The organism is Streptomyces sp. NPDC050315, assembly GCF_040655775.1.
Taxonomy (GTDB): Bacteria; Actinomycetota; Actinomycetes; order Streptomycetales; family Streptomycetaceae; genus Streptomyces.
In genome coordinates this window covers 462635-484354 of the sequence record NZ_JBFAKN010000002.1, presented here as the reverse complement: position 1 = coordinate 484354, position 21720 = coordinate 462635, and the positions used below count along the sequence as shown (strand labels likewise).

At 72.3% G+C, this 21720-nt stretch carries 14 protein-coding genes; 8 read left to right on the top strand and 6 right to left on the bottom strand.

Annotation, left to right across the window (positions count from 1 at the left end; genetic code table 11):
* Window positions 1–116: 116 nt before the first annotated feature.
* Window positions 117–356, top strand: a complete 240-nt coding sequence (locus AB0I82_RS09130) for a hypothetical protein (RefSeq protein WP_363256485.1) — start codon at window positions 117–119, stop codon at window positions 354–356.
* On the opposite strand, the gene AB0I82_RS09125 is transcribed toward AB0I82_RS09130, so the two are convergent.
* Window positions 353–1141, bottom strand: coding sequence for a site-2 protease family protein (locus tag AB0I82_RS09125; protein ID WP_363256484.1), 789 nt, complete (start codon window positions 1139–1141; stop codon window positions 353–355). The two genes, AB0I82_RS09130 and AB0I82_RS09125, sit on opposite strands and share 4 nt — an antisense overlap.
* Before the next feature lie 606 nt (window positions 1142–1747).
* On the opposite strand from AB0I82_RS09125, the gene AB0I82_RS09120 reads away from it, so the two are divergent.
* The gene (locus AB0I82_RS09120; protein ID WP_363256483.1) at window positions 1748–5404 is read left to right on the top strand and encodes a BTAD domain-containing putative transcriptional regulator; all 3657 of its coding nucleotides are present in this window, start codon (window positions 1748–1750) and stop codon (window positions 5402–5404) included.
* Window positions 5405–5471: 67 nt separating this feature from the next.
* On the opposite strand, the gene AB0I82_RS09115 is transcribed toward AB0I82_RS09120, so the two are convergent.
* The 3 genes from AB0I82_RS09115 to panB all read right to left on the bottom strand — a co-directional run bounded on the left by AB0I82_RS09115 (window position 5472) and on the right by panB (window position 8459).
* Window positions 5472–6302, bottom strand: a complete 831-nt coding sequence (locus AB0I82_RS09115) for an ABC transporter permease (protein ID WP_363256482.1) — start codon at window positions 6300–6302, stop codon at window positions 5472–5474.
* Window positions 6299–7327, bottom strand: a complete 1029-nt coding sequence (locus tag AB0I82_RS09110) for an ATP-binding cassette domain-containing protein (protein ID WP_363256481.1) — start codon at window positions 7325–7327, stop codon at window positions 6299–6301. The genes AB0I82_RS09115 and AB0I82_RS09110 overlap by 4 nt, the downstream gene beginning before the upstream one ends.
* 220 nt (window positions 7328–7547) lie before the next feature.
* On the bottom strand, window positions 7548–8459 hold the full coding sequence (gene panB / locus AB0I82_RS09105) for a 3-methyl-2-oxobutanoate hydroxymethyltransferase (RefSeq protein ID WP_363256480.1): 912 nt from the start codon (window positions 8457–8459) through the stop codon (window positions 7548–7550).
* 289 nt (window positions 8460–8748) lie between these two features.
* Here panB and AB0I82_RS09100 point away from each other — a divergent pair, with 289 nt between their 5' ends.
* From AB0I82_RS09100 to AB0I82_RS09085, 4 genes are all read left to right on the top strand, one after another.
* The gene (locus AB0I82_RS09100) at window positions 8749–10281 is read left to right on the top strand and encodes an MFS transporter (RefSeq protein WP_363256915.1); all 1533 of its coding nucleotides are present in this window, start codon (window positions 8749–8751) and stop codon (window positions 10279–10281) included.
* A gap of 108 nt (window positions 10282–10389) precedes the next feature.
* Complete coding sequence (locus AB0I82_RS09095; protein WP_363256479.1) at window positions 10390–11070, top strand: TetR/AcrR family transcriptional regulator; 681 nt, start codon at window positions 10390–10392, stop codon at window positions 11068–11070.
* A gap of 203 nt (window positions 11071–11273) precedes the next feature.
* Entirely contained in the window at window positions 11274–12296 is a 1023-nt protein-coding gene (locus AB0I82_RS09090; protein ID WP_363256478.1) for an endonuclease/exonuclease/phosphatase family protein, read from the top strand.
* 264 nt (window positions 12297–12560) lie between these two features.
* Window positions 12561–13772, top strand: coding sequence for an MFS transporter (locus tag AB0I82_RS09085; RefSeq protein WP_363256477.1), 1212 nt, complete (start codon window positions 12561–12563; stop codon window positions 13770–13772).
* 156 nt (window positions 13773–13928) lie between these two features.
* Here AB0I82_RS09085 and AB0I82_RS09080 read toward each other — a convergent pair whose 3' ends face one another.
* On the bottom strand, window positions 13929–15683 hold the full coding sequence (locus AB0I82_RS09080) for an NAD+ synthase (protein ID WP_363256476.1): 1755 nt from the start codon (window positions 15681–15683) through the stop codon (window positions 13929–13931).
* Window positions 15684–15829: 146 nt separating this feature from the next.
* Window positions 15830–16906: a peptidase gene (locus AB0I82_RS09075; protein ID WP_363256475.1), complete on the bottom strand. Its 1077-nt coding sequence runs from the start codon at window positions 16904–16906 to the stop codon at window positions 15830–15832.
* Window positions 16907–17223: 317 nt separating this feature from the next.
* On the opposite strand from AB0I82_RS09075, the gene glnA reads away from it, so the two are divergent.
* Both glnA and AB0I82_RS09065 read left to right on the top strand, forming a co-directional pair.
* Complete coding sequence (gene glnA / locus AB0I82_RS09070; protein ID WP_030256929.1) at window positions 17224–18585, top strand: type I glutamate--ammonia ligase; 1362 nt, start codon at window positions 17224–17226, stop codon at window positions 18583–18585.
* A 64-nt stretch (window positions 18586–18649) separates the two neighbouring features.
* Window positions 18650–21676, top strand: a complete 3027-nt coding sequence (locus AB0I82_RS09065; RefSeq protein WP_363256474.1) for a bifunctional [glutamine synthetase] adenylyltransferase/[glutamine synthetase]-adenylyl-L-tyrosine phosphorylase — start codon at window positions 18650–18652, stop codon at window positions 21674–21676.
* Window positions 21677–21720 lie beyond the last annotated feature (44 nt).

Genomic DNA, 21720 nt, shown 5'->3' with positions numbered 1-21720 from the left:
CCAGGGTCGGCTGGTGGCCCGGCCCGCGGGAGCGGCGGGCCGGGGTCGGGTGGGGCCGGGCATGGGGGACACTGGAGGGGACCGCGTACGCAGTACCCCGACAGGAGCCCCGCCCCATGCCCGCCCTGCCCTCGTCCGGCCCGGCCCGGCGCCTCGCCGTCTTCGCCCTCGTCATCTGCGTACTGGCGGTCGTCGCGGCCGTCGTCTCCTTCGCGGCGGGCAACCTGATCGGCATCGCGTGGGTCCTGGTGGCCGGCGTCTCCAGCAACATGGCGTGGTTCTACCTCCGCCGCGCCAAGCTGGAGCGGGAGGCCGCGCAAGCGGCGGCGCAGGCCCCGGAGGGCGCGCCCCGCTAGAACGTCTGCGGCTCGCCCTGCCAGAAGCGGAAGAACTCCTGCCCGAGGTAGGTGTCGATCTGGGAGACGCCCAGCACCCGCAGGATGGCGTCCACCGCCTCGAAGAACGCCTGGTTCACACCCGGCGCCCACAGCAGCGCGAAGACCGCGAGCAGCCCGAACGGCGCGAACGGCTCCACCTGCCGCCGCAGCTTGTACGGCAGCCACGGCTCCAGCACGCCGTACCCGTCCAGCCCCGGCACCGGTACGAAGTTCAGGATCGCGGCCGTGACCTGCAGCAATGCCAGGAACGCGAGCGCGTACCGGAACGGCTGCGGCACGCCGTCCATCGCGCCCAGCCAGAACGGCGCGGTGACCACCGCGGCGAACAGGATGTTCGTCAGCGGGCCCGCCGCCGAGATCAGGCTGTGCCGCCAGCGGCCCCTGATCCGGCCGCGCTCGATGAACACCGCGCCGCCCGGCAGCCCGATCCCGCCCATGATCACGAAGATTACCGGCAGCACGATGCTGAGCAGCGCGTGGGTGTACTTCAGCGGGTTGAGCGTCAGATAGCCCTTCGCGCCGATCGAGATGTCGCCGCTGTGCAGTGCCGTACGGGCGTGTGCGTACTCGTGCAGGCAGAGCGAGACGATCCACCCCGAGACCACGAACAGGAACACGGCGAGGCCCGTGTTCGCGGCGAGCTTGTCCGTCCACACGTACCAGCCCGACGCCGCCATGGCGGCGACGAGCGCGAGAAAGACGGGACTGACGCGCCGGTCCGCGCGCCGTACTGCGGTGGTCATCGTGCGGTGCTCCTGAGGGGTGGGGTGAGTCGTACGGGCGGGTCGTTCGCGGCGGGGGCCGGTCGTGTGGTGGGCGGACGGTCGTGCGCGGCGGGGCCGGTGGTGTGGTGAGCGGGCGGGTCGTGCGCGGGCGGGGCCGGTCGTGTGGTGGGCGGGCGGCGGATCGTACAACGGAAAACGAGGAGCGGTATGCCGGTGGTTCCAGGCAGTCTGGATCCTTGGTGGTGAATCCGTGGCGGCCACGGTGGCGGATCCGTAGCGGGAGCCGGGTGGCTGACGGGTGGCCCGGCGGGTGGCCGTCGGGGGCAGGACTCGGCGGGGATCGGGGTTCGGCGGGGCTGGAATCGGTGGGGATCGGGTTCGGCGAGGCTGGAATCGGTGGGGGCCGGGTTCGGCGGGGAGCTCGACTCCGCGGGGGCTCGACTTCGCGGGGGCCCGGTTCGGCGGGGACGGGTCCGGCGGGGCCGGGCCGTTCGGGAGATACGGGGTTCGGCGGGGGCCGGGCCGTTCGGGAGAGACAGCGACGTGAGGGAGCGGGGGGGCGACGGGGTGCGGGCAGTGGTGGGGGACGGGCGAGGCGTACGCGGCGTGGACGACAATGGGCCGGTGCGTTACGGAATCCTCGGGACGACCCAGGCATGCCGGGACGACGGGACCGCCGTCGCCCTCGGCGGCGCCCGCCTGCGCGCACTCCTCGCCGCCTTGGCGCGCACGCCGGGGCGCCCCCGTACGCCGGACACGCTGATCGCGGAGGTCTGGGGGCCGGACTCGGAGCCGCGGGACGCGGGAGCCGCGCTGCAGGCGCTCGTCGGGCGGCTGCGGCGGGCCCTCGGCCATGCCGCGGTCGTCTCCGTGACCGGCGGTTACTACCTGGCCGCCGACCCCGACGACGTCGACCTGCACCGCTTCGAGCGGCTGGCGGGCGAGGGCGAACGGGCGCTGGCGGACGGCGACCCGGCGAAGGCCGCCGCGCTGCTGGACGACGCGCTCGCGTTGTGGCGCGGGCCCGCCCTCGCCGACCTCCCCGACGCGCTCGCGGAGGCGGCCGGGATCGAACGGCTGCACCTGGACGCGCGGCGCACCCGCCTGGCCGCCGATCTGGCCCTCGGCCGCGCCGACGAGGCGCTGCCGGCCCTCACCGCGCTGTGCCGCAGCCACCCCCTCGACGAGCCGCTCCACCTCCTGCGCCTGCGCGCCCTGCACGCCACGAACCGCACAGCCGAGGCACTGGCCGCGTACGCGTCCCTGAGCGCCGACCTCGCCGACCGCCTGGGCACGGACCCGTCCCCACCGCTGCGCGCGTTGCACGCGGAGCTTTTGGGGGCGGGGAGCGCGGCTGGACCGGCGTCCAGTCCGGCTTCGGCGTCCGGTCCGGTTGCCGCGCCTGGCCCGGCGGCCGCATCTGGCCCGGCGTCCGGTCCGGCTTCGGCATCCGGCCCGACGCCCAGTCCGGCTGCGGCGTCCGCTTCGTCTTCGGCGCCCGGCCCGGCTCCGACGTCCGCCCCGGCTCCGACATCCGCCCCGGCCCCGCGCCCTGCAGGGAATCTGCGGGCGCGGTTGACCTCGTTCGTCGGGCGGGAGGCGGAGCTGGGCGCGCTCCGTGCGGATTTGGCGGGGCACCGCCTGGTGACGCTGCTCGGGCCCGGTGGCGCCGGGAAGACGCGGCTGTCGCAGGAGGGCGCGGAGGCCGCCGCGGCCGGCGCGCCCGGGGCCTGGCCGGACGGCGTGTGGTTCGCGGAGCTGGCCCCCGTCGCCGACCCCGGCACCGTGCCGGAAGCCGTGCTCACCGCGCTCGGCGCCCGTGAGACCGTGGTCCGCGGCAGCGCCGCCGAGGGGCTGCGCGCCGCCGCCGACCCGCTCGCCTTCGACCCGCTCGCGCAGCTCGCCGAGCACTGCGCGGGCCGCCGGATGCTGCTCGTACTGGACAACTGCGAGCACGTCGTCGACGCGGCGGCCCGGCTCGCGGAACGGCTGCTCGCCGAGTGCCCGGGCGTGAGCGTGCTGGCCACCAGCCGGGAGCCGCTCGCCGTACCGGGCGAGCTGGTCCGCCCGGTGGAGCCGCTGCCCGACCCCGTCGCGCTGCGGCTGCTCGCCGACCGGGGCGCCGCGGCCCGGCCCGGCTTCCGCATCGAGGACGACCCGGAGGCGTGCGCCGAGATCTGCCGCCGCCTGGACGGCCTGCCGCTGGCCGTCGAACTGGCCGCCGCCCGGCTGCGGTCGCTCGCGCCGCGCCAGCTCGCGGACCGCCTGGACGACCGCTTCCGGCTGCTGACCAGCGGCAGCCGTACGGTACTGCCGCGCCAGCAGACCCTCCGTGCGGTCGTCGACTGGTCCTGGGACCTGCTCGACGCGCCCGAACGCGCGGTCCTCCGCCGCCTCTCCGTCTTCTCCGGCGGCACGGACCTCGCCGCAGCAGAATCCGTCTGCGCGGACGCCCCGGAGGACACCTATGCCCCCGAGGGCGGAGCCGGGACCACGGTCGGGACCGTTGGGACCGCCGGACCTGCCGCCCCCGGCCTCGCCGAACCCGGCCTGTCCGCCTCCGGCCCGGTCGCCTCCGGCCCCGCCACCTCGGGAGCCGCCGCCTCCGGCCCGGTCGCCTCCAACCCCACCACCCCCACCACCCCCACCCCCGTCGCCCCCAACGACATCGCCCCGCTGCTCGGGTCGCTTGTCGACAAGTCGCTTGTTGTGGCCGTGCCGTCGGCCGGGGGCGAGATGCGGTATCGGCTGCTGGAGACCGTGGGGGAGTACGCCGGGGAGCGGTTGGACGAGGCGGGGGAGCGGGCCGTTGTCGAGCGCCGCCACCTCGTCGCGTACCGCGAGCTCGCCCGCGCCGCCGACCCCCTGCTCCGCGGCCCCGAGCAGCGCCACTGGCTGGACCGGCTGGAGCGGGAGCACGACAACCTCCGCACCGCCCTGCGCCGCGCCGTCGCCGCGCGCGACGAGCACGAGGCGCTCTGTCTCGTACTGTCCCTGCAGTGGTTCTGGACGCTGCGCGACCACCGCGGCGACGCCCGTACCTGGTCGACCGCGGCCGCCGCGCTCGGCCCGAGCCCCTTCCTGCCGCCGGTCACCCCGGCCCCGCCGCTGTCCGACCGCCCGATCGACGCGCCGCCCCCGATGCCGCCCGAGCAGCTCCTCGAAGCCCGCCGACAGGTCCGGCTGGTCGCGCTGGCCAGCGTGGACAGCGACATGGAGGCGCTGCAGCGTTTCGAGCAGCAGGAGGAGCTGCGGGGCATCATCAGCGCCTACCGCGGCGGGCTGCCGCAGACCTGCCGGGTGCCGGGCGTGATGTGGTTCTACGCCGTCATGCTGACCGGCCGCTTCGCGGACCTGGTCGAGCTGGTCGACGACACCGTGCGCGGCTGTCGCGAATACGGCTACGACTGGGAGCTGGCGTTCATCCTCCAGCTGCGGGCGAAGATCCAGAACGACCGGCCCGGCGGCCTGCCCCAGGCGACCCGCGACGCCGGCGAGTCGCTGGAGATCTTCCGCCGGATCGGCGACGCCTGGGGAGTCGCCGAGGCGCTGGCCGGCCGCGGCGAGTCCCGCGAGGGGCACGGCGAGTACGGCCCCGCCGCCGACGACTACCGCGCCGCCATGCGGTACGCCGCGGACCTCGGCGCCCACGGCCAGCTCCCGCTGCTCAAGACCCGGCTGGGCGGCGCACTGATCGAGTCGGGCGACGTCGAGCAGGGCGAGCGGCTGCTGCACGAGGTGCTGGAAGAAGGCCGGCACAGCCGCGACGCCGTGCCCTACGCCCGCATCCAGCTGGCCACTTGGCTGGCAACGGCCGGCCGGACCGAGGAGTCCCGGCACCACCTCCTGCTCGTACGGGAGGAGTTCCTCGAACGCTCGGCACCGGAGATGTTCCTCGGCATGGTCGAGGGAGCGCTGGCCGCGCTGGACGTGGACGAGGGGCGGTACGACGGCGTACTGGCGACCGTGCGCGGCGCCGTCGCGAAGATGCGCTCCCCGCTCACCCATGCCGTCACCCCCGACCTGCCGCTGTCCCAACTGCCCGTCGCCGCCCGCGTACTGGCCCTGACCGGCGGCCCGGACGGCGCGGCGGACGGCGCCCGGCTGCTCGGTGCCTTCGACGCGCTGCGCGCGCCCCGGCAGCATGCGTCACGCATCCTCCGCCTCTCCCGCGAGGCGGCCGAAGCGGCCGTACGCGCCGTCCTCGGCGCGGCGGACTACGCGTCCGCCCACGCCGAGGGCGCCGCCCTCCCCCTCGACGAGGCCCTCGACCTCATCTGACCTCCCTGCTCTCCAAAGCGCCGCGGGGCTCAAATGACCTCCCAGCTCCCCCAAGCCCCGCACGGGCTCAGGTCTTCGACCGGAACTTTCTGACCGCCAGCGGCATCGCGACGGCTGTGATGGCTATCGCCCAGGCCAGCGTGATCAGGGCCGGATGGGCTATCGGGCCCTCGCCTGCGAGGAGGTTGCGGGCCGCGTCGGCGAGGTTCGACAGTGGGTTGACCTTGGTGAACCCCTCCAGCCAGCCCGGCATCGACGCGGTCGGCGCGAAGATCGACGAGCCGAACTGCAGCGGCATCAGCACCAGGAACGCCATGCCCTGCACCGCCTGCGGCGTCTTCAGGGCCAGCCCCAGCAGGATGAAGATCCACATCACGGCGGCGCCGAAGACGGTCGACAGCGCGATGGCACCGATGAACTCCAGCGGCGAGCCCTTGATCTCCAGGCCGAGCAGGAAGCCCATGCCGAGCAGGATCGCGGTGGCGACCAGCATCCGGCCGACCTCCACGACGATCTTGGCTATCAGGACCGAGGAGCGCGCGATGGGCATCGTGCGGAACCGGTCCATCACGCCCTTGCGGAAGTCCTCGTTGACGCCCGTGCCGACCGCCATGGCGATGTTCATGCCCATCATCGCCATCATGCCGGGGACCAAGTACTGGACGTACTGCTGCTGATTGCCCTTGCCGGCGATGGCGCCGCCGAAGACGTACACGAACAGCAGGATGAAGACGATGGGCATCAGCAGGGCGTCGAACATCGACTCCGGGTCCTGCTTGATCTGCAGGGCATTCCGCCGGACCAGTGCGCCGATGTGGCGGACATTGGCCCGCAGGCCGATCCGGCCCTCGGCGGCCCCGGGCTTCGCGGCCGGCACCGTGATCGTTGCGGCGCTCATGCCGCGACCTCCTCGTACTGGGCGGACGCCGGCTCGGCGGCCGCGTCGGCCTCGGACGTCTTCTGGCCGGTGATGGCCAGGAAGACCTCGTCCAGGCTGGGCAGATGGGTGTTGATGCCGGCGAGCGCGAAGCCGCGCTCGCCGAGGACGTTGACCACCGCGGTCAGCTGCTCGTCGCTGATGATCGGGACGTTCACCACGCCCTCCTCGGGGTCCGCCGTGGCGCCTGCTATGCCGTCCAGACCCGCCTGCGCGATCGCGCCGACCATCCGGTCCAGCTCCGCGCGGACCGCCGGGCGGATCTGCAGCGTGCGCCCGCCGACCTTGGCCTTCAGCTCTTCCACCCGGCCCTCGGCGATCACCCGGCCGCGGTCGACGACGGTCAGCTCGTCGGCCAGCCGCTCGGCCTCTTCCATGTACTGCGTGGTCAGCAGCACCGTCGCGCCGTCGCGGACCATGTGGTTGACCTCGTCCCAGACTTCGTTCCGCGTGCGCGGGTCGAGGCCGGTGGTCGGCTCGTCCAGATACAGCACGGCGGGCTTGCCGATCATCGACGCCGCGAGGTCGAGGCGGCGGCGCATGCCGCCGGAGTACTTGCCCGCGGGGCGCTTGGCGGCTTCGGTGAGCGAGAACCGCTCCAGCAGCTCGTCCGCGCGCGCCCGGGCGTCCTTGCGGGAGAGATCGAGCAGCCGCCCGATCATGTACAGATTCTCCCGGCCGGAGAGCTTCTCGTCGACGGAGGCGTACTGCCCCGTCAGGCCTATCGTGCGGCGCAGGGCGCGCGGCTGGCGCACGACGTCGTACCCGGCCACGATCGCCGTGCCGGCGTCGGGGACGAGGAGCGTGGACAGACAGCGCACGAGCGTGGTCTTGCCCGCGCCGTTCGGCCCGAGCACGCCCATGACCGTGCCTTCCCGCACGTCCAGGTCCACTCCGTCGACGGCCTTGACATCGCCGAAGTGCTTGACCAGGCCACGGACTTGGACGGCCGCGCGGCCGTCGGCGGAGTGTGTGTTCTGCGTCATGGGTCCACAGTGACAGGCACCACTGACAATGCCCCGACAGAGCGCCTACAGCGCAGGTCGGACGCCGATGGGCCACCGACAGAACGCCGACAGGCCACCGACGAGGACCGCCGGTCGGCCGCCGACGCGGACCGCCGACTCGCGCGCAACGCGGACCGCCGGAAGACATGCGCGGGGCGCTGCCGGATCACCGGCAGCGCCCCGCGGGAATCGGAAATCCTCAGTGGAAGGTGTGCTCCTCAGCCGGGAACGTGCCGCCCACCACGTCCTCGGCGAACGCCTTCGCCGCGCCGCCCAGCGCCTCGCGCAGCTGCGCGTACTGCTTCACGAAGCGCGGCACCCGGCCCTTCGTCATCCCGGCCATGTCCGTCCAGACCAGGACCTGCGCGTCGCACTCCAGGCCCGCGCCGATACCGATGGTGGGGATGTGCAGCGAGCGGGTGACCTCGGCGGCCAGCCCGGCCGGTACCGCCTCCAGGACCACCGAGAACGCGCCCGCGTCCTGCACCGCCTTGGCGTCCCGCAGCAGCTGCTGGGCCGCCTCCTCGCCGCGCCCCTGGACGGGGTAGCCGCCGAAGGCGTTGACGGACTGCGGGGTCAGCCCGATGTGGGCCATGACCGGGATACCGGCGTCGACCAGCAGCTTGATCTGCTCCGCCGAGCGCTCGCCGCCCTCCAGCTTCACCGCGCCCACGCCGGCCTCCTTGACCAGCCGAGTGGCGTTCCGGAGAGCCTGGACGGGACCTTCCTGGTACGAGCCGAAGGGCAGGTCGGCGACGACGAGGGCGCGCTCCGTGCCGCGTACGACGGCGGCGGACAGCAGCGTCATCTCGTCCATCGTGACCGGGACGGTCGAGTCGTACCCGAGGTGGCAGTTGCCCATCGAGTCGCCGACGAGCAGTACAGGGATGCCCGCGTCGTCGAATACGGAGGCGGTCATCGCGTCGTACGCGGTGAGCATGGGCCACTTGTCGCTGCGGGCCTTGGCGGCGGCGATGTCGCGGACGGTGACGCGGCGGGACCGCTTGCCGCCGTACAGCGACTTGTCGGCTGCGGACTTGTCGGCCGGTGACTTCTCGGGTGCGGTGCCGGCCTTCGGGTCCTGCGTCTGGGCAGGCGAAATCTGCGTCATCACGACGGCTCCTGTTCAGGTCATCTCGAGGCGCCCTGACGGCGTCCCCGGACTCACCACCCATGCTGACACGCCCGCGCGCGGCGGCGGAAGAGCAGCGGGCAGGGATGGCTGGCCCCTGCAACTAAAATACGGAACGGTTCCGTATCGAAAAGGGCGTACGCTGGTCCGTATGGCACGTTCTTCCGATTCCTCGCCCGGCGCCGGCGACATAGCCGCGGCACGGGCCGCCGCCCGGCAGGTCCCCGAGCACATCCACCGCCGCCGGTGGGCGATCCTCGGTGTGCTGATGCTCAGCCTGCTGATCGTCGTCCTGGACAACAGCATCCTGAACGTGGCGATGAAGACGATCGCCACCCCGGCCCCCACCGGCCTCGGCGCCAGTCAGAGCCAGCTGGAGTGGGCGATCAACTCGTACACGCTGGTCTTCGCGGGCCTGCTGTTCACCGCGGGGCTCCTCGGGGACCGGCTGGGCCGGAAGAAGATCCTGCTGACCGGTCTGGTGATCTTCGGTCTCGGGTCCGTACTGGCCGCGGTCTCCGGCTCGCCCGGCCAGCTGATCGCCTTCCGCGCCGTGATGGGTCTGGGCGGCGCGCTGGTCATGCCGGCCACGCTCGCCATCCTCATGAACGTCTTCGAGCGCGACGAGCAGCCGAAGGCCATCGGTATCTGGGCCGGTGGCGTCGGTCTGGCCATCGCCATCGGCCCGATCGCGGGCGGGCTGCTGCTGGACCACTTCTGGTGGGGTTCGGTCTTCCTGGTCAACGTTCCGATCGTGCTGATCGCGCTGGCCGCGATGGTGCTCCTGGTCCCGGACAGCAAGGATCCCCGGCCCGGCAGGCTGGACCCGGTGGGCGTGCTGCTGTCCGTCGTCGGCCTCGTGCTCCTGGTGTACGGCATCATCAAGGGCGGCCAGCTCGCCGACTTCACCGACCCGCAGGTGCTCGGCACGGTTCTCGGCGGGCTGCTCGTACTGGTCGGATTCGTGCTGTACGAGAAGCGCATCGATCACCCGTCGATCGACATCAGCTACTTCCGCAAGCCCGCCTTCTCGGCGGCCGTGGCGGCGATCGCGCTGGTCTTCTTTGCGCTGATGGGCGTCACGTTCTTCATGGTGTTCTACATCCAGAGCGTGCGCGGCTACACCCCGCTCCAGGCGGGCCTGCTGATCCTGCCGCTGGCCGCCGCCCAGATGATCTTCGCGCCGCGGGCCCGGCTCGTCGTCGACCGCTTCGGCGCGAAGGCCGTCTGTACAGTCGGCATGCTGCTGGTCGCCGGCACGATGTCCGGCTTCCTGCTCATGGACACCGACACCCCGATCTTCGTGCTGGAGGTGCTCTTCTTCCTCCAGGGCACGGGCATGGCGCACATCATGCCGCCGGTCACGGTCTCGATCATGCAGTCCCTGCCGCGCGAGAAGGCCGGCTCCGGCTCGGCGCTGAACAACACGTTCCGGCAGGTCGGCGGCACGCTCGGGGTCGCCGTACTGGGCTCCCTGCTGTCCGCGAGCTACCGCGACGGCATCCAGGGCACGCTGAACTCCGTACCGGGGCTGCCGGCGGGCGCGCGGCACGCGGCGGGCGAGTCCATCGAGGCCACGCTCGGCGTCGCGGAGAAGCTGGGGCCGGCCGGGCGGCAGCTGGCCGCCGCGGCCAATGACGCGTTCGTGCACGCCATGCATGTCACCGCGCTCGGCTCCGCCGCGGTCGCGGTCGTCGGCGCACTGGTCGTCGGGTTCTTCCTGCCCGGGAAGGCGGCCGACCGGGCTGCCGATCAGGGCCGGGAGACGCCGCGAGAGACTGCTCCCGCGGGGAAACCGTAACGGTGCCCCACGGCGTACGGAACGAGAGGCGGACCAGGCGTGACGAGCGCGAAACGGGGCGGGGCAGGGGCCGATGAGGCGGAGCGGACCGCAGTACAGCCGTCCGCAGTGCCCGAGCGGACCGAAGTGAAGCCGTCCGTCGCGCCCGAGGTCCCCTGTGCCGCTGCTCCTCGAAGGCCCGGGCGGCCGCGCAACGAAGCGCTGGAGTCCACGATCATCGAGAGCGTGCTGGACCTCCTGGAGCGCGATGTCCCGCTGGCCGATCTGTCGATGGAGCGCATAGCCAGAGAGGCGGGCGTCGGCAAGGCCACGGTGTACCGGCGCTGGTCCGGCAAGGCCGGCCTGATGCTCGACGTGATGCGCTCCCTGGAGGAGGAGACCCCCGAGCTGCCCGGGGAGTCGGTCCGCGACGACCTCGTACTGCTGCTGGAGTTCCTGCGCCGGCGCGGCCTGGCCAAGCGCAACTCCGCCCTGCTGCGGACGGTGATCACCCAGGTCAAGGCGCAGCCCGAGCTCTGGCGCGAGTACCACGACACGGTCGTCCAGGCGCGCCGCGACGCGCTGCTGGCCGTCCTGCGGCGCGGCATCGAGAGCGGCGAGATACGCGGGGACTGCGACATCGACGTCCTCGCCGACCTCTTCGTGGCGCCGATGCTCTCCCGGGCGCTGCTGCACGAGTGGAAGGAGCTCCCCGAGGGGCTCGCCGAGCAGATCGTGGACACGGTCCTGGACGGCGTCCGGCCGCGTACACCCGACGTTGCGGGCCGCCCGCGGCGACGGGCAGAATGATCTTCCCGCCGCCCGAATCCGACCGCTCGATGAGCGATTCATGCCCGTTCTGTCACAGCAACTGTCGGCGTGGGCACCGGCGGAACCCTGGCCAACCGCGCTTCGTCCCCTGAGGGGACAGCACAGGCTGAGCATCGCCTATGGTCAAGGCCCTAGGGTCGGGGGCCAGGCGGGGCGCAAAGTACGGCAGTGAGGGCATCGGGATGACGCAGGCGTACATGTCGGAGGCGGGGCGGGGCGCGGGCCCCGGCGGGACCGGCCGCCGGACGGGCCGCCTGACCGGGCGGTGGCGGCGCGAGGGCATGTGGCGGCGCGGCCTCGTGCTCGCCGTACTGGCCGTGGCGCTGGGCCTGCTGATGGTCCTGCACGCCGACGTACCGAACTCCATCGGCAACCTCGGCAGCCTGCTGGAAACGTTCCTGCCATGGCTGGGCATCATCGGCATCCCGCTGCTGCTCATCGCCGCGCTGCTGCGCAGGTCCGCGATCGCGCTGGCCGCGCTGGTGCTGCCGGCGGTCGTCTGGGCCAACCTCTTCGGCGGGCAGCTCACGGACAAGTCCGGTGACCGCGGCGACCTCACCGTCGCCACGCACAACGTCAACGCCGAGAACCCCGACCCGGCCGGCACCGCGAAGAAGGTCGCCGACTCGGGTGCGGACGTGGTCGCGCTGGAGGAGCTGACCGCCCAGGCGCTGCCCGAGTACCGCGAGGCGCTCGCCGCGAAGTACCCGTACCGCGCGGTCGAGGGCACGGTCGGCGTGTGGAGCAAGTACCCCCTCTCCGACGCCCGCCCGGTGGACATCAAGATGGGCTGGACGCGGGCGCTGCGCGCCACGGTGACCGCCCCCGACGGGCAGCGGGTCGCGGTCTACGCGGCGCATCTGCCCTCGGTACGGGTGAAGGTCAAGGCCGGGTTCACCGCGAACCAGCGGGACAACAGCGCCGAGGCGCTGGGCGAGGCCATCGCGGACGAGCCGCTGTCCAGGGTCGTACTGCTCGGCGATCTGAACGGCACGATGAACGACCGGTCGCTGGCGCCGGTCACCGCGCAGATGCGGTCGGCGCAGGGCGCGGCCGGTGACGGGTTCGGCTTCAGCTGGCCGGCCGCGTTCCCGATGGCCCGGATCGACCAGATCATGGTCAAGGGCGTGGACCCGACCTCGGCGTGGAGCCTGCCGTCGACCGGCAGCGATCATCTCCCGCTGGCGGCGTCCTTCAAGATCTAGGACCTTCAAGCTCTAGCGCGTACGCCACGCTCCAGGGCGTACGGCAGCTGTACACGGCGGTGGCCCGGGTCATTTTCTGTGACCCGGGCCACCGCCGTTTCCGTCATTTTCCCCTCAACGGGGCGACGACTTCTGTCCGTAACGCGCAGTTCGCGCGGCGGAATGAATTACCTGAGAGACTTTGTTCCCGTAGAGAACTTAAGGCTGTCCTGTCTCCGCGCGCCGCTACGGGCGCGCGCCCCTTTGATCCTGAAAGGTCACTTCATGCCCTTGGCTCTGCTCGCGCTCGCGATCTCGGCCTTCGGTATCGGCACCACTGAGTTCGTGATGATGGGCCTGCTGCCCAACGTCGCGAACGACCTGGGCACCAGCGTGCCCACCGCCGGCTACCTCGTCTCCGCCTACGCTCTCGGCGTCGTCATCGGCGCCCCGCTGCTGACCGCGCTCGGCTCGCGCATCCCCCGCAAGCGGATGCTGCTGCTGATGATGGCGGTCTTCACGGCCGGCAACCTCGCGTCCGCGCTCGCCCCGAACTTCGGCCTGCTCATCGCGGGCCGACTGCTGGCCGGCCTGCCGCACGGCGCGTTCTTCGGCGTCGGCGCGGTCGTCGCCGCCCGGCTGGTCAAGGAAGGCCGGCAGGCCCGCGCGGTCGCCACGATGTTCCTCGGCCTGACCGTCGCCAACATCGTCGGCGTGCCCGCCGCGACCCTGCTCGGCCAGCACCTCGGCTGGCGCGCGACCTTCCTGGTCGTCGCCGCCATCGGCCTGCTCGCCATGGCCTCGCTGGCCAAGCTCGTCCCGCACATGCCGCGCGACGCGCAGAACGGCGTCAAGCAGGAGATCCGGGCGCTGGGCAACCGTCAGGTACTGCTCGGCCTGCTCACGGCGGTCTTCGGTTTCGCGGGCGTCTTCGCCGTCTACAGCTACCTCGCGTCGATGATGACCGAGGTCACCGGCTTCACCGAGTCGACCGTCCCGCTGGTACTCGCCCTCTTCGGCATCGGCATGACCCTCGGCGCGCTCGCCGCGGGCCCGCTGACCGACCGAGCACTGCGCCCCACCCTGTACGGCTCGCTCGGGGCCCTCGCCGTCACCCTCCTCGTCTTCGACTTCACGGTCCACGTGAAGTGGGCGGCCCTGGCCACGGTCGTAGTCCTCGGCGCGGTCGGCTTCATGACGACCACCCCGCTCCAGATGCTGGTCATGCGCAAGGCCGAACACGCCCCGACGCTCGCCTCGGCCTCGAACCACTCCGCGTTCAACCTCGCCAACGCGGGCGGCGCCTGGCTCGGCGGCGTAGCAATCGCCGCGAACTGGGGCTGGACCTCCCCGACCCTGGTCGGCGCGGTCCTGGCAGTAGTCGGCCTGGCGATCGCCGTAACGGCCGGCCTCCTGGACCGCACCCCCGGCCACTCCCGCATCATCGCAAGCAGCGAGGCGGGTGCGACGGCTCAGGAACGGACGCACGCGGGCTGAGCCGTACGAGTCGTACGTCGGCTGAGTCGGCTGAGCTGTATCAGCCGACTCAGCCGTACCGTTTCGCCCCCCTGCTCCCCCATGGGGGAGCAAAAAGGTCCCCTTCTCAACACGGTAGTGGGCGGCACTGACAACGAGGCCGCCCGCACCGCCCGCTCAGTCCCCCTCCCGCCACCGGTTCGTGGTTGGGAGGCGGCGGTCCTTGCCGAAGCCCTTGGCGGAGATCTTGGTGCCTGGGGGGTATTGGCGGCGTTTGTATTCGGCGGTGTCGACCAGGCGGAGGACGCGGGTTACCAGGTCGGGGTCGTAGCCGCGGGCGAGGATTTCGGCGTGGCCGAGGTCGCGGTCGACGTAGAGATCGAGGATCGCGTCGAGGGTGGGGTAGTCGGGGAGGGAGTCGGTGTCGACCTGGCCGGGGCGGAGCTCCGCGCTGGGGGGCTTGGTGATGGAGTTCTCGGGGATGGGTGGGGTTTCGCCGCGGGCTGTCGCTGACTGGTTGCGCCAGTTGGCGAGTTGGAAGACGACTGTTTTGTAGACGTCCTTGATCGGGCCGTAGGCGCCTACGGAGTCGCCGTAGAGGGTTGAGTAGCCGCAGGCCAGTTCGGACTTGTTGCCGGGGGCGAGGACCAGGTGGCCCTCCTGGTTGGAGATCGCCATCAGGGTGGTGCCGCGGATGCGGGACTGGAGGTTTTCCTCCGCCAGGCCGGTGAGGGGGAGGGCTCCCATGTACGCGTCGAACATCGGGCCGATGGGGACCGTGCGGTAGTGCAGGCCGGTACGGCGGGCCAGTTCGGCGGCGTCGTCCTTGGAGTGCTCGGAGGAGTAGCGGGAGGGCATGGAGACGCCGTGCACGTTCGCAGGGCCCAGCGCGTCTACGGCGAGGGCGGCGACCAGGGCCGAGTCGATGCCGCCGGAGAGGCCGATCACGACGCTGGTGAAGTTGTTCTTGGTGATGTAGGCCCGTAGGCCCATTACCAGGGCGCCGTAGATTTCCTCGGAGGCGTCCAGGCGGGGGGCGACCGCGGGCAGCGACAGTGGGGCGTAGGCCGGGAGGGGGGCGTCGGAGAGGGGGACGTGGTCGATGCGGAGGCCGTCGTCGACCACGCCGGACGGCGGCTCCGGCGCGGCGGCCGGTAGGTCCAGGTCGAGGAGGAGGCACTGCTCGGTGAACTGCGGGGCGCGGGTGAGTACCTCGCCGGCCGCGTCCACCACGATCGAGTCGCCGTCGAAGACCAGGTCGTCCTGGCCGCCGGTCATCGCCAGATACGCCGTCGTGCAGCCGGCCTCCTGGGCGCGCTTGCGGACCAGCTCCAGCCGGGTGTCGTCCTTGTCCCGCTCGTACGGGGAGGCGTTGACGGACAGCAGCAGCCCGGCGCCGGCCGTACGGGTGGCGGGTACCCGGCCGCCGTCCTGCCACAGGTCCTCGCAGATGGCGAGGGCGATGTCGACGCCGTGCACCCGTACGACGGGGAGCGTGTCGCCGGGTACGAAGTAGCGGTACTCGTCGAAGACGCCGTAGTTGGGGAGATGGTGTTTGGCGAAGGTGAGCGCCACCCTGCCGCGGTGGAGTACGGCGGCGGCGTTCTGCGGGGCGCCGGCGGGGCGCCCGTATCGCGGCTGGGCCCGTTCGCAGCGGTCCAGGTAACCCACGACGACGGCGGTCTCGCCGAGGCCCTCGTCGGCCAGCCGGGCGGCGAGCGTACGGAGCGCGGCGCGACTCGCCTCCACGAAGGACGGGCGCAGCGCGAGGTCCTCGACGGGGTAGCCGGTCAGCGCCATCTCGGGGAACGCCGCCAGGTGCGCGCCCTGCCCGGCCGCCTCCCGGGTGCGGCGCACGATCGTCTCGGCGTTCCGGGCGGTGTCGCCCACACAGAAATCGGTCTGATGCAGAGCCAGGCGAAGTTGAGGCACGCGAGCGAGTGTAATCGTCGTACTGACGTTATGTGGGCGGCGTCGGATTTCGGGGGTGTTGCGGGAGGCGGACCCAGGCCCGGGCCCCAGGCCCGGGCCCCAGGCCCGGGCCCCAGGGCCCGCCACCGCAACTCGCCGCGGAGGGCTCAGCTGCTCTGCGCCTTGTTGTACAGGTTCTTCGCGTCCTGGCCGAAGTACGGGCCGAACATCGTGTTGGGCAGGAAGGTGTAGCCGAAGCTGTTCACCGAGGCCTGCAGCCCGGTGCCGGTGGCCTCGTCGAACTTGGTGAACCAGGGCCCGCCGCTGGAGCCGCCGGTCATGTTGCAGGGCATCCCGTGGTCCTTGGAGAGCAGCGCGTCCTTGAAGGTGACGCCGCTGCAGTAGATGAGCTTGCTGCCGTCGTACGGGGACGCCGCCGGATAGCCGAAGGCGTACATCTTCTGGTGGTAGCCGGTGTTGAAGGCGACGCCCTGGCCGCCGACCGCGTCGGTCAGGCGCTTGCCGTTCAGCGGGGGGACGACGGCCGCGCCGACGTCGTAATTGAGGTCCTCGCTCTTGGTCCACTGCGGGGTGGCGAGGGTCTTGCTCGCGCCCCACTTGCCGTCCGGGGCCTTGCCGTCGTGGTAGCCGGGCACGAAGACCCAGTTGGTGTGCCACTTGCCGTCCATCTTCACGCAGTGCCCCGCGGTGAGGACCGTACTGCCGTTCTGGCTGGTCACCGCGTCACCGGAGCAGGACGCCATGCGATTCTGGTAGGTGAAGAAGACCCGGCCGGTGGTCTTGGTGACCTTGCCGCCGCCGGTCCATGGGCCGCCGCCCTGGGGGAAGGCCTTCACGCCGGGTGAGGGCAGGGACGGCAGGACGGTTGTTTCCTTGCCGCGCGGCACGGCGTGCGGGGCCGGCGCCGACGCCGCGCGGGCGGCCGCGGCGGTGAGTTTCTTGCGGGCGACGGACAGCAGGTCGAGCGGCTTTGCCGCGCGCATGCGCTGCGGCGTCCAGAAGGCGGCCGCCTTCTTCGGGTCCTGTACGGCAGGGGCCCCGGGCGGCTCGGCGGCCGCGGCCGCGGGGGCCTGCAGCGCCGTGGCGCAGAGGGTGCCGGCGGCGAGCAGCGCCGCGGCGGTCATGCGGGCGGACGTCCGGCCGGATAACCCGGATATCGCGGAGCCGGACGGGTGGAAGCGGTGGCGCCGGACGGTGCCGGAGCCCTGGACGGTGTCTCTCACGCGTACCCCTTGATGCAGTGGCCCCGCGGGTGCGCGGGCCACGACGTACGGACCGCCGGCCAGCGGCCCGGAGCGGAGTGGATGTACAGCGATGTGCAGAGGCAGCGTCCCACCGCCCCGGTGCCACTGTCAGGGGCGCGTCAAGGGTTTGGCCGGAACCGCCGGGGAACGCGAAACCCCGTACGGCCCCCGGGCCTGCCCGAAGGGGCCGTGACAACGTAATGTGACGGTAACCCCCGCACGCGATACTGGCGTGCCGCGCCCCGTCCCGGGCGATGGGCGTGGACAGGCCGTTCGACCTGCAAGGATTGGTGAACATGGACAAGCAGCAGGAGTTCGTGCTCCGCACGCTGGAGGAGCGCGACATCCGCTTCGTACGGCTGTGGTTCACCGATGTGCTCGGTTTCCTGAAGTCGGTCGCGGTGGCCCCCGCCGAGCTGGAGCAGGCCTTCGACGAGGGCATCGGCTTCGACGGTTCGGCCATCGAGGGCTTCGCGCGGGTCTACGAGTCCGACATGATCGCCAAGCCCGACCCCGGCACCTTCCAGATCCTGCCGTGGCGCGCCGAGGCCCCCGGCACGGCCCGGATGTTCTGCGACATCCTGATGCCGGACGGCTCCCCGTCCTACGCCGACCCGCGCTATGTCCTCAAGCGCATTCTGGCCAAGACCTCCGACCTCGGGTTCACCTTCTACACCCACCCCGAGATCGAGTTCTTCCTGCTGAAGGACAAGCCGGTGGACGGCGGCCGGCCCACCCCCGCCGACTCCTCCGGCTACTTCGACCACACCCCGCAGAACGTGGGCATGGACTTCCGGCGCCAGGCGATCACGATGCTGGAGTCGATGGGCATCTCGGTGGAGTTCAGCCACCACGAGGGCGCACCGGGCCAGCAGGAGATCGACCTCCGGTACGCCGACGCGCTGTCCACGGCCGACAACATCATGACCTTCCGGCTGGTCATGAAGCAGGTCGCGCTGGAGCAGGGCGTGCAGGCGACCTTCATGCCGAAGCCGTTCTCGGAGTTCCCCGGCTCCGGCATGCACACCCACCTCTCGCTCTTCGAGGGCGACCGCAACGCCTTCCACGAGTCGGGCGCCGAGTACCAGCTCTCCAAGGTCGGCCGGTCCTTCATCGCGGGCCTGCTGCGGCACGCCGCGGAGACCTCCGCGATCACCAACCAGTGGGTGAATTCCTACAAGCGGATCTGGGGCGGCGCCAACCGCCCGGCGGGCGCCGGCGGCGAGGCCCCCTCGTACATCTGCTGGGGTCACAACAACCGCTCCGCGCTGATCCGGGTCCCCATGTACAAGCCCGGCAAGATGGGCTCCACGCGGGTCGAGGTGCGCTCCATCGACTCCGGCGCCAACCCGTATCTGACGTACGCGGTCCTGCTGGCCGCCGGGCTCAAGGGCATCGAGGAGGGGTACGAGCTCCCCGCGGGCGCCGACGACGACGTGTGGGCCCTGTCGGATGCCGAGCGGCGCGCGATGGGCATCGAGCCGCTCCCGCAGAACCTCGGCGAGGCCATCTCCCTCATGGAGCGCAGCGAACTGCTCGCGGAGACGCTCGGCGAGCACGTCTTCGACTTCTTCCTGCGCAACAAGAAGCAGGAGTGGGAGGAGTACCGCTCCGAGGTCACCGCCTTCGAGCTGCGCAAGATGCTCCCCGTGCTCTAGCGGCACCGCCCACTCGACAACTCCGAAAAACGATCCGGCAGGTTCTCCGAGAGGCCCCCGCCCGATGGCACTTCCCGCTCCGCAGGGACGGCGGAGCAGCACGTTCACCCGGATGCTGCGGCACGGTTTCACCGATCCGCACGCGTCCGGGAAGCTGCTGGACGCCCCCGCACTCTCCTCCGTACGGTCCGACTCGGTGCTCCTCGAAGCGCTCGGGGGCACCGCCGATCCCGATCAGGCGCTCGTGGGCCTGGTCCGGCTGGCCGAGGCGCAGCCGGCGGAGGAGGACCGGCAGCGGCTGCTGTCCACGCTGGTCACCGCCAAGCCGCTGCGGGACCGGCTGCTGGGCGTGCTGGGTGCCTCGGAGGCGCTCGGCGACCACCTCGTACGGCATCCCAAGGACTGGGAGTCGCTGGCCACCTACGAGTCGGTCGACCTGCACCCCACCACCCCCGAGTTCGAGCAGGCGCTCGCCGAGGGCATCTGGGGCGAGCGGGGCGCGAAGCTGTCCCGCGAGGACGCGCTGCGGGCCGCGTACCGGCGTGCGCTGCTGGGCATCGCGGCGCGGGACGTGTGCGGCACGATCGACGTGGCGCAGACCGCAGCGGAGCTGGCGGACCTGGCCACCGCCACGCTGCGCGCCGCGCTGGAGATCGCCTCCGAGGAGCAGCCCGGGGACGCGGCCGTCAGCCGGCTCGCCGTCATCGGTATGGGCAAGTGCGGCGGCCACGAGCTGAACTACGTCTCCGACGTGGACGTCATCTTCGTCGCCGAGCCCAAGGACGGCGTCGAGGAGGCCGGGGCGCTGCAGGCCGCGACCCGGCTCGCCGCGCGCATGATGCGCGTCTGCTCCGAGGTCACCCCCGAGGGCACGATCTGGCCCGTCGACGCCAACCTCCGCCCCGAGGGCCGCAACGGCCCCCTCGTACGGACGCTGAGCAGCCACCTCGCGTACTACCAGCGCTGGGCCAAGACCTGGGAGTTCCAGGCGCTGCTGAAGGCCAGGACGGTGGCGGGCGATCCCGCGCTCGGGCAGGAGTACGTCGACGCCGTCACCCCGCTGGTCTGGCAGGCCGCCGAGCGCGAGAACTTCATCGTCGATGTCCGCCAGATGCGCCGCCGGGTCGTCGCCAATATTCCGGCAGGGCAGGTCGACCGGGAGCTCAAGCTCGGGCCCGGCGGGCTGCGGGACGTCGAATTCGCCGTCCAGCTCCTGCAGTTGGTGCACGGCCGCAGCGACGCCACGCTGCGCAGCGCTACCACGCTGGACGCGCTCAAAGCGCTCGCCGCCGGCGGGTACGTCGGCCGCCAGGACGCCACCGCGCTGGACGCCGCGTACCGCTTCCTGCGCAGCCTTGAGCACCGCATCCAGCTGTACAAGCTGCGCCGTACGCATCTGATGCCCGAGGACGAGCAGGACCTGCGCCGGCTCGCCCGCTCGCTCGGCATGCGCACCGAGCCGGTCGACACCCTCCGCAAGGAGTGGAAGTGGCACGCGCGCGAGGTGCGCCGGATCCACGAGAAGCTGTTCTACCGGCCGCTGCTGGACGCCGTCGCCGTCCTGGAACCGGGCGAGATCCGGCTCTCCGCCAAGGCCGCCGGGCAGCGGCTGGAGGCACTGGGGTACGAGGACCCGGTCGGCGCGCTGCGCCACCTGGAGGCGCTGGCCTCCGGCGTCTCCCGCAAGGCCGCCATCCAGCGGACCCTGCTGCCGGTGCTGCTGGGCTGGTTCGCGGACTCCGCCGACCCGGACGCCGGACTGCTGGGCTTCCGCAAGGTCTCCGACGCGCTCGGCAAGACGCCCTGGTACCTCAGGCTGCTGCGCGACGAGGGCGCGGCCGCCGAGAACCTCGCCCGGGTGCTGTCGGCCGGCCGGCTCGCCCCCGACCTGCTGCTGCGCGCCCCCGAGGCGGTCGCGCTGCTCGGCGCGCCCGACGGGCTGAAGCCGCGTGCGCGGGCCGCGCTGGAGCAGGAGGTGCTGGCCGCGGTCGGCCGCGCGGAGGGCGCGGAGCAGGCGGTGGCGGCGGCCCGCGGGGTGCGCCGCCGCGAGCTGTTCCGCACCGCGGCCGCCGACCTGATCGGCGCGTACGGCACGGAGGCCAGCCCCGCGGCGGAGGACCACGGGCAGGCCGTGGACGCGGTCGGCTCGGCGCTGTCCGACCTGAACGCGGCGACGGTCGCGGGCGCGCTGCGGGCCGCGGTGCGCGAGCAGTGGGGCGACACCCTGCCGACCCGCTTCACGGTGATCGGCATGGGCCGCTTCGGCGGCCACGAGCTGAACTACGGCTCGGACGCGGACGTGCTGTTCGTGCACGAGCCGCGCGAGGGCGCCGACGAGCAGGAGGCCGCGAAGGCCGCGTTCGCGGTGGCCAACGAGATGCGCCGGCTGCTCCAGCTGCCGTCCTCCGACCCGCCGCTGATGATCGACGCGGATCTGCGCCCCGAGGGGAAGACCGGCCCGCTGGTGCGCTCGCTCGCCTCCTACGCCGCGTACTACCGCCGCTGGTCGCTGACCTGGGAGGCGCAGGCGCTGCTGCGTGCCGAGCCGGTCGCGGGCGACGAGGAGGTCGGGCGGCGGTTCATCGAGCTGGTGGACCCGCTGCGGTATCCGCACGAGGGGCTGGGCGACAACGCGGTACGCGAGATCCGGCGGCTCAAGGCGCGGATGGAGTCCGAGCGGCTGCCGCGCGGCGCCGACCCGACGATGCACACGAAGCTGGGGCGCGGCGGCCTCAGCGACGTGGAGTGGACCGTACAGCTGCTCCAGATGCGGCACGGCCACGCAGAGCCGGCGCTGCGCACGACCCGGACCCGCGCGGCGCTGGCCGCGGCGCGGGACGCCGGGCTGATCGGCGCGGAGGACGCGCGGACGCTGGACGAGGCGTGGGTGCTGGCCACGCGGGTGCGCAATGCGGTGATGCTGGTGCGGGGTCGCCCGGGAGATACCTTCCCGGGCGACGCGCGGGAGCTGGCGGCGGTCGGGCGCTACCTCGGGTACGAGGAGGGGCACGTGGGGGAGATGCTGGACGACTACCGGCGGATCACGCGGCGGGCGCGGGGGGTCGTCGAGGAGCTGTTCTACGGAGGGTGAGCCCGTTAGGGGGCCCGGTTGGCCGGCTGCGGGCCGGTTGCGCG

Bases quoted from the DNA above. Each gene is read 5' to 3' on its own strand.
- AB0I82_RS09130 (WP_363256485.1), top strand. From the start codon at position 117: ATGCCCGCCCTGCCCTCGTCCGGCCCGGCCCGGCGCCTCGCCGTCTTC.
- AB0I82_RS09125 (WP_363256484.1), bottom strand. From the start codon at position 1,141: ATGACCACCGCAGTACGGCGCGCGGACCGGCGCGTCAGTCCCGTCTTT.
- AB0I82_RS09115 (WP_363256482.1), bottom strand. From the start codon at position 6,302: ATGAGCGCCGCAACGATCACGGTGCCGGCCGCGAAGCCCGGGGCCGCC.
- AB0I82_RS09110 (WP_363256481.1), bottom strand. From the start codon at position 7,327: ATGACGCAGAACACACACTCCGCCGACGGCCGCGCGGCCGTCCAAGTC.
- panB (WP_363256480.1), bottom strand. From the start codon at position 8,459: ATGACGCAGATTTCGCCTGCCCAGACGCAGGACCCGAAGGCCGGCACC.
- AB0I82_RS09100 (WP_363256915.1), top strand. From the start codon at position 8,749: ATGCTCAGCCTGCTGATCGTCGTCCTGGACAACAGCATCCTGAACGTG.
- AB0I82_RS09090 (WP_363256478.1), top strand. From the start codon at position 11,274: ATGACGCAGGCGTACATGTCGGAGGCGGGGCGGGGCGCGGGCCCCGGC.
- AB0I82_RS09085 (WP_363256477.1), top strand. From the start codon at position 12,561: ATGCCCTTGGCTCTGCTCGCGCTCGCGATCTCGGCCTTCGGTATCGGC.
- glnA (WP_030256929.1), top strand. From the start codon at position 17,224: ATGGACAAGCAGCAGGAGTTCGTGCTCCGCACGCTGGAGGAGCGCGAC.
- AB0I82_RS09065 (WP_363256474.1), top strand. From the start codon at position 18,650: ATGGCACTTCCCGCTCCGCAGGGACGGCGGAGCAGCACGTTCACCCGG.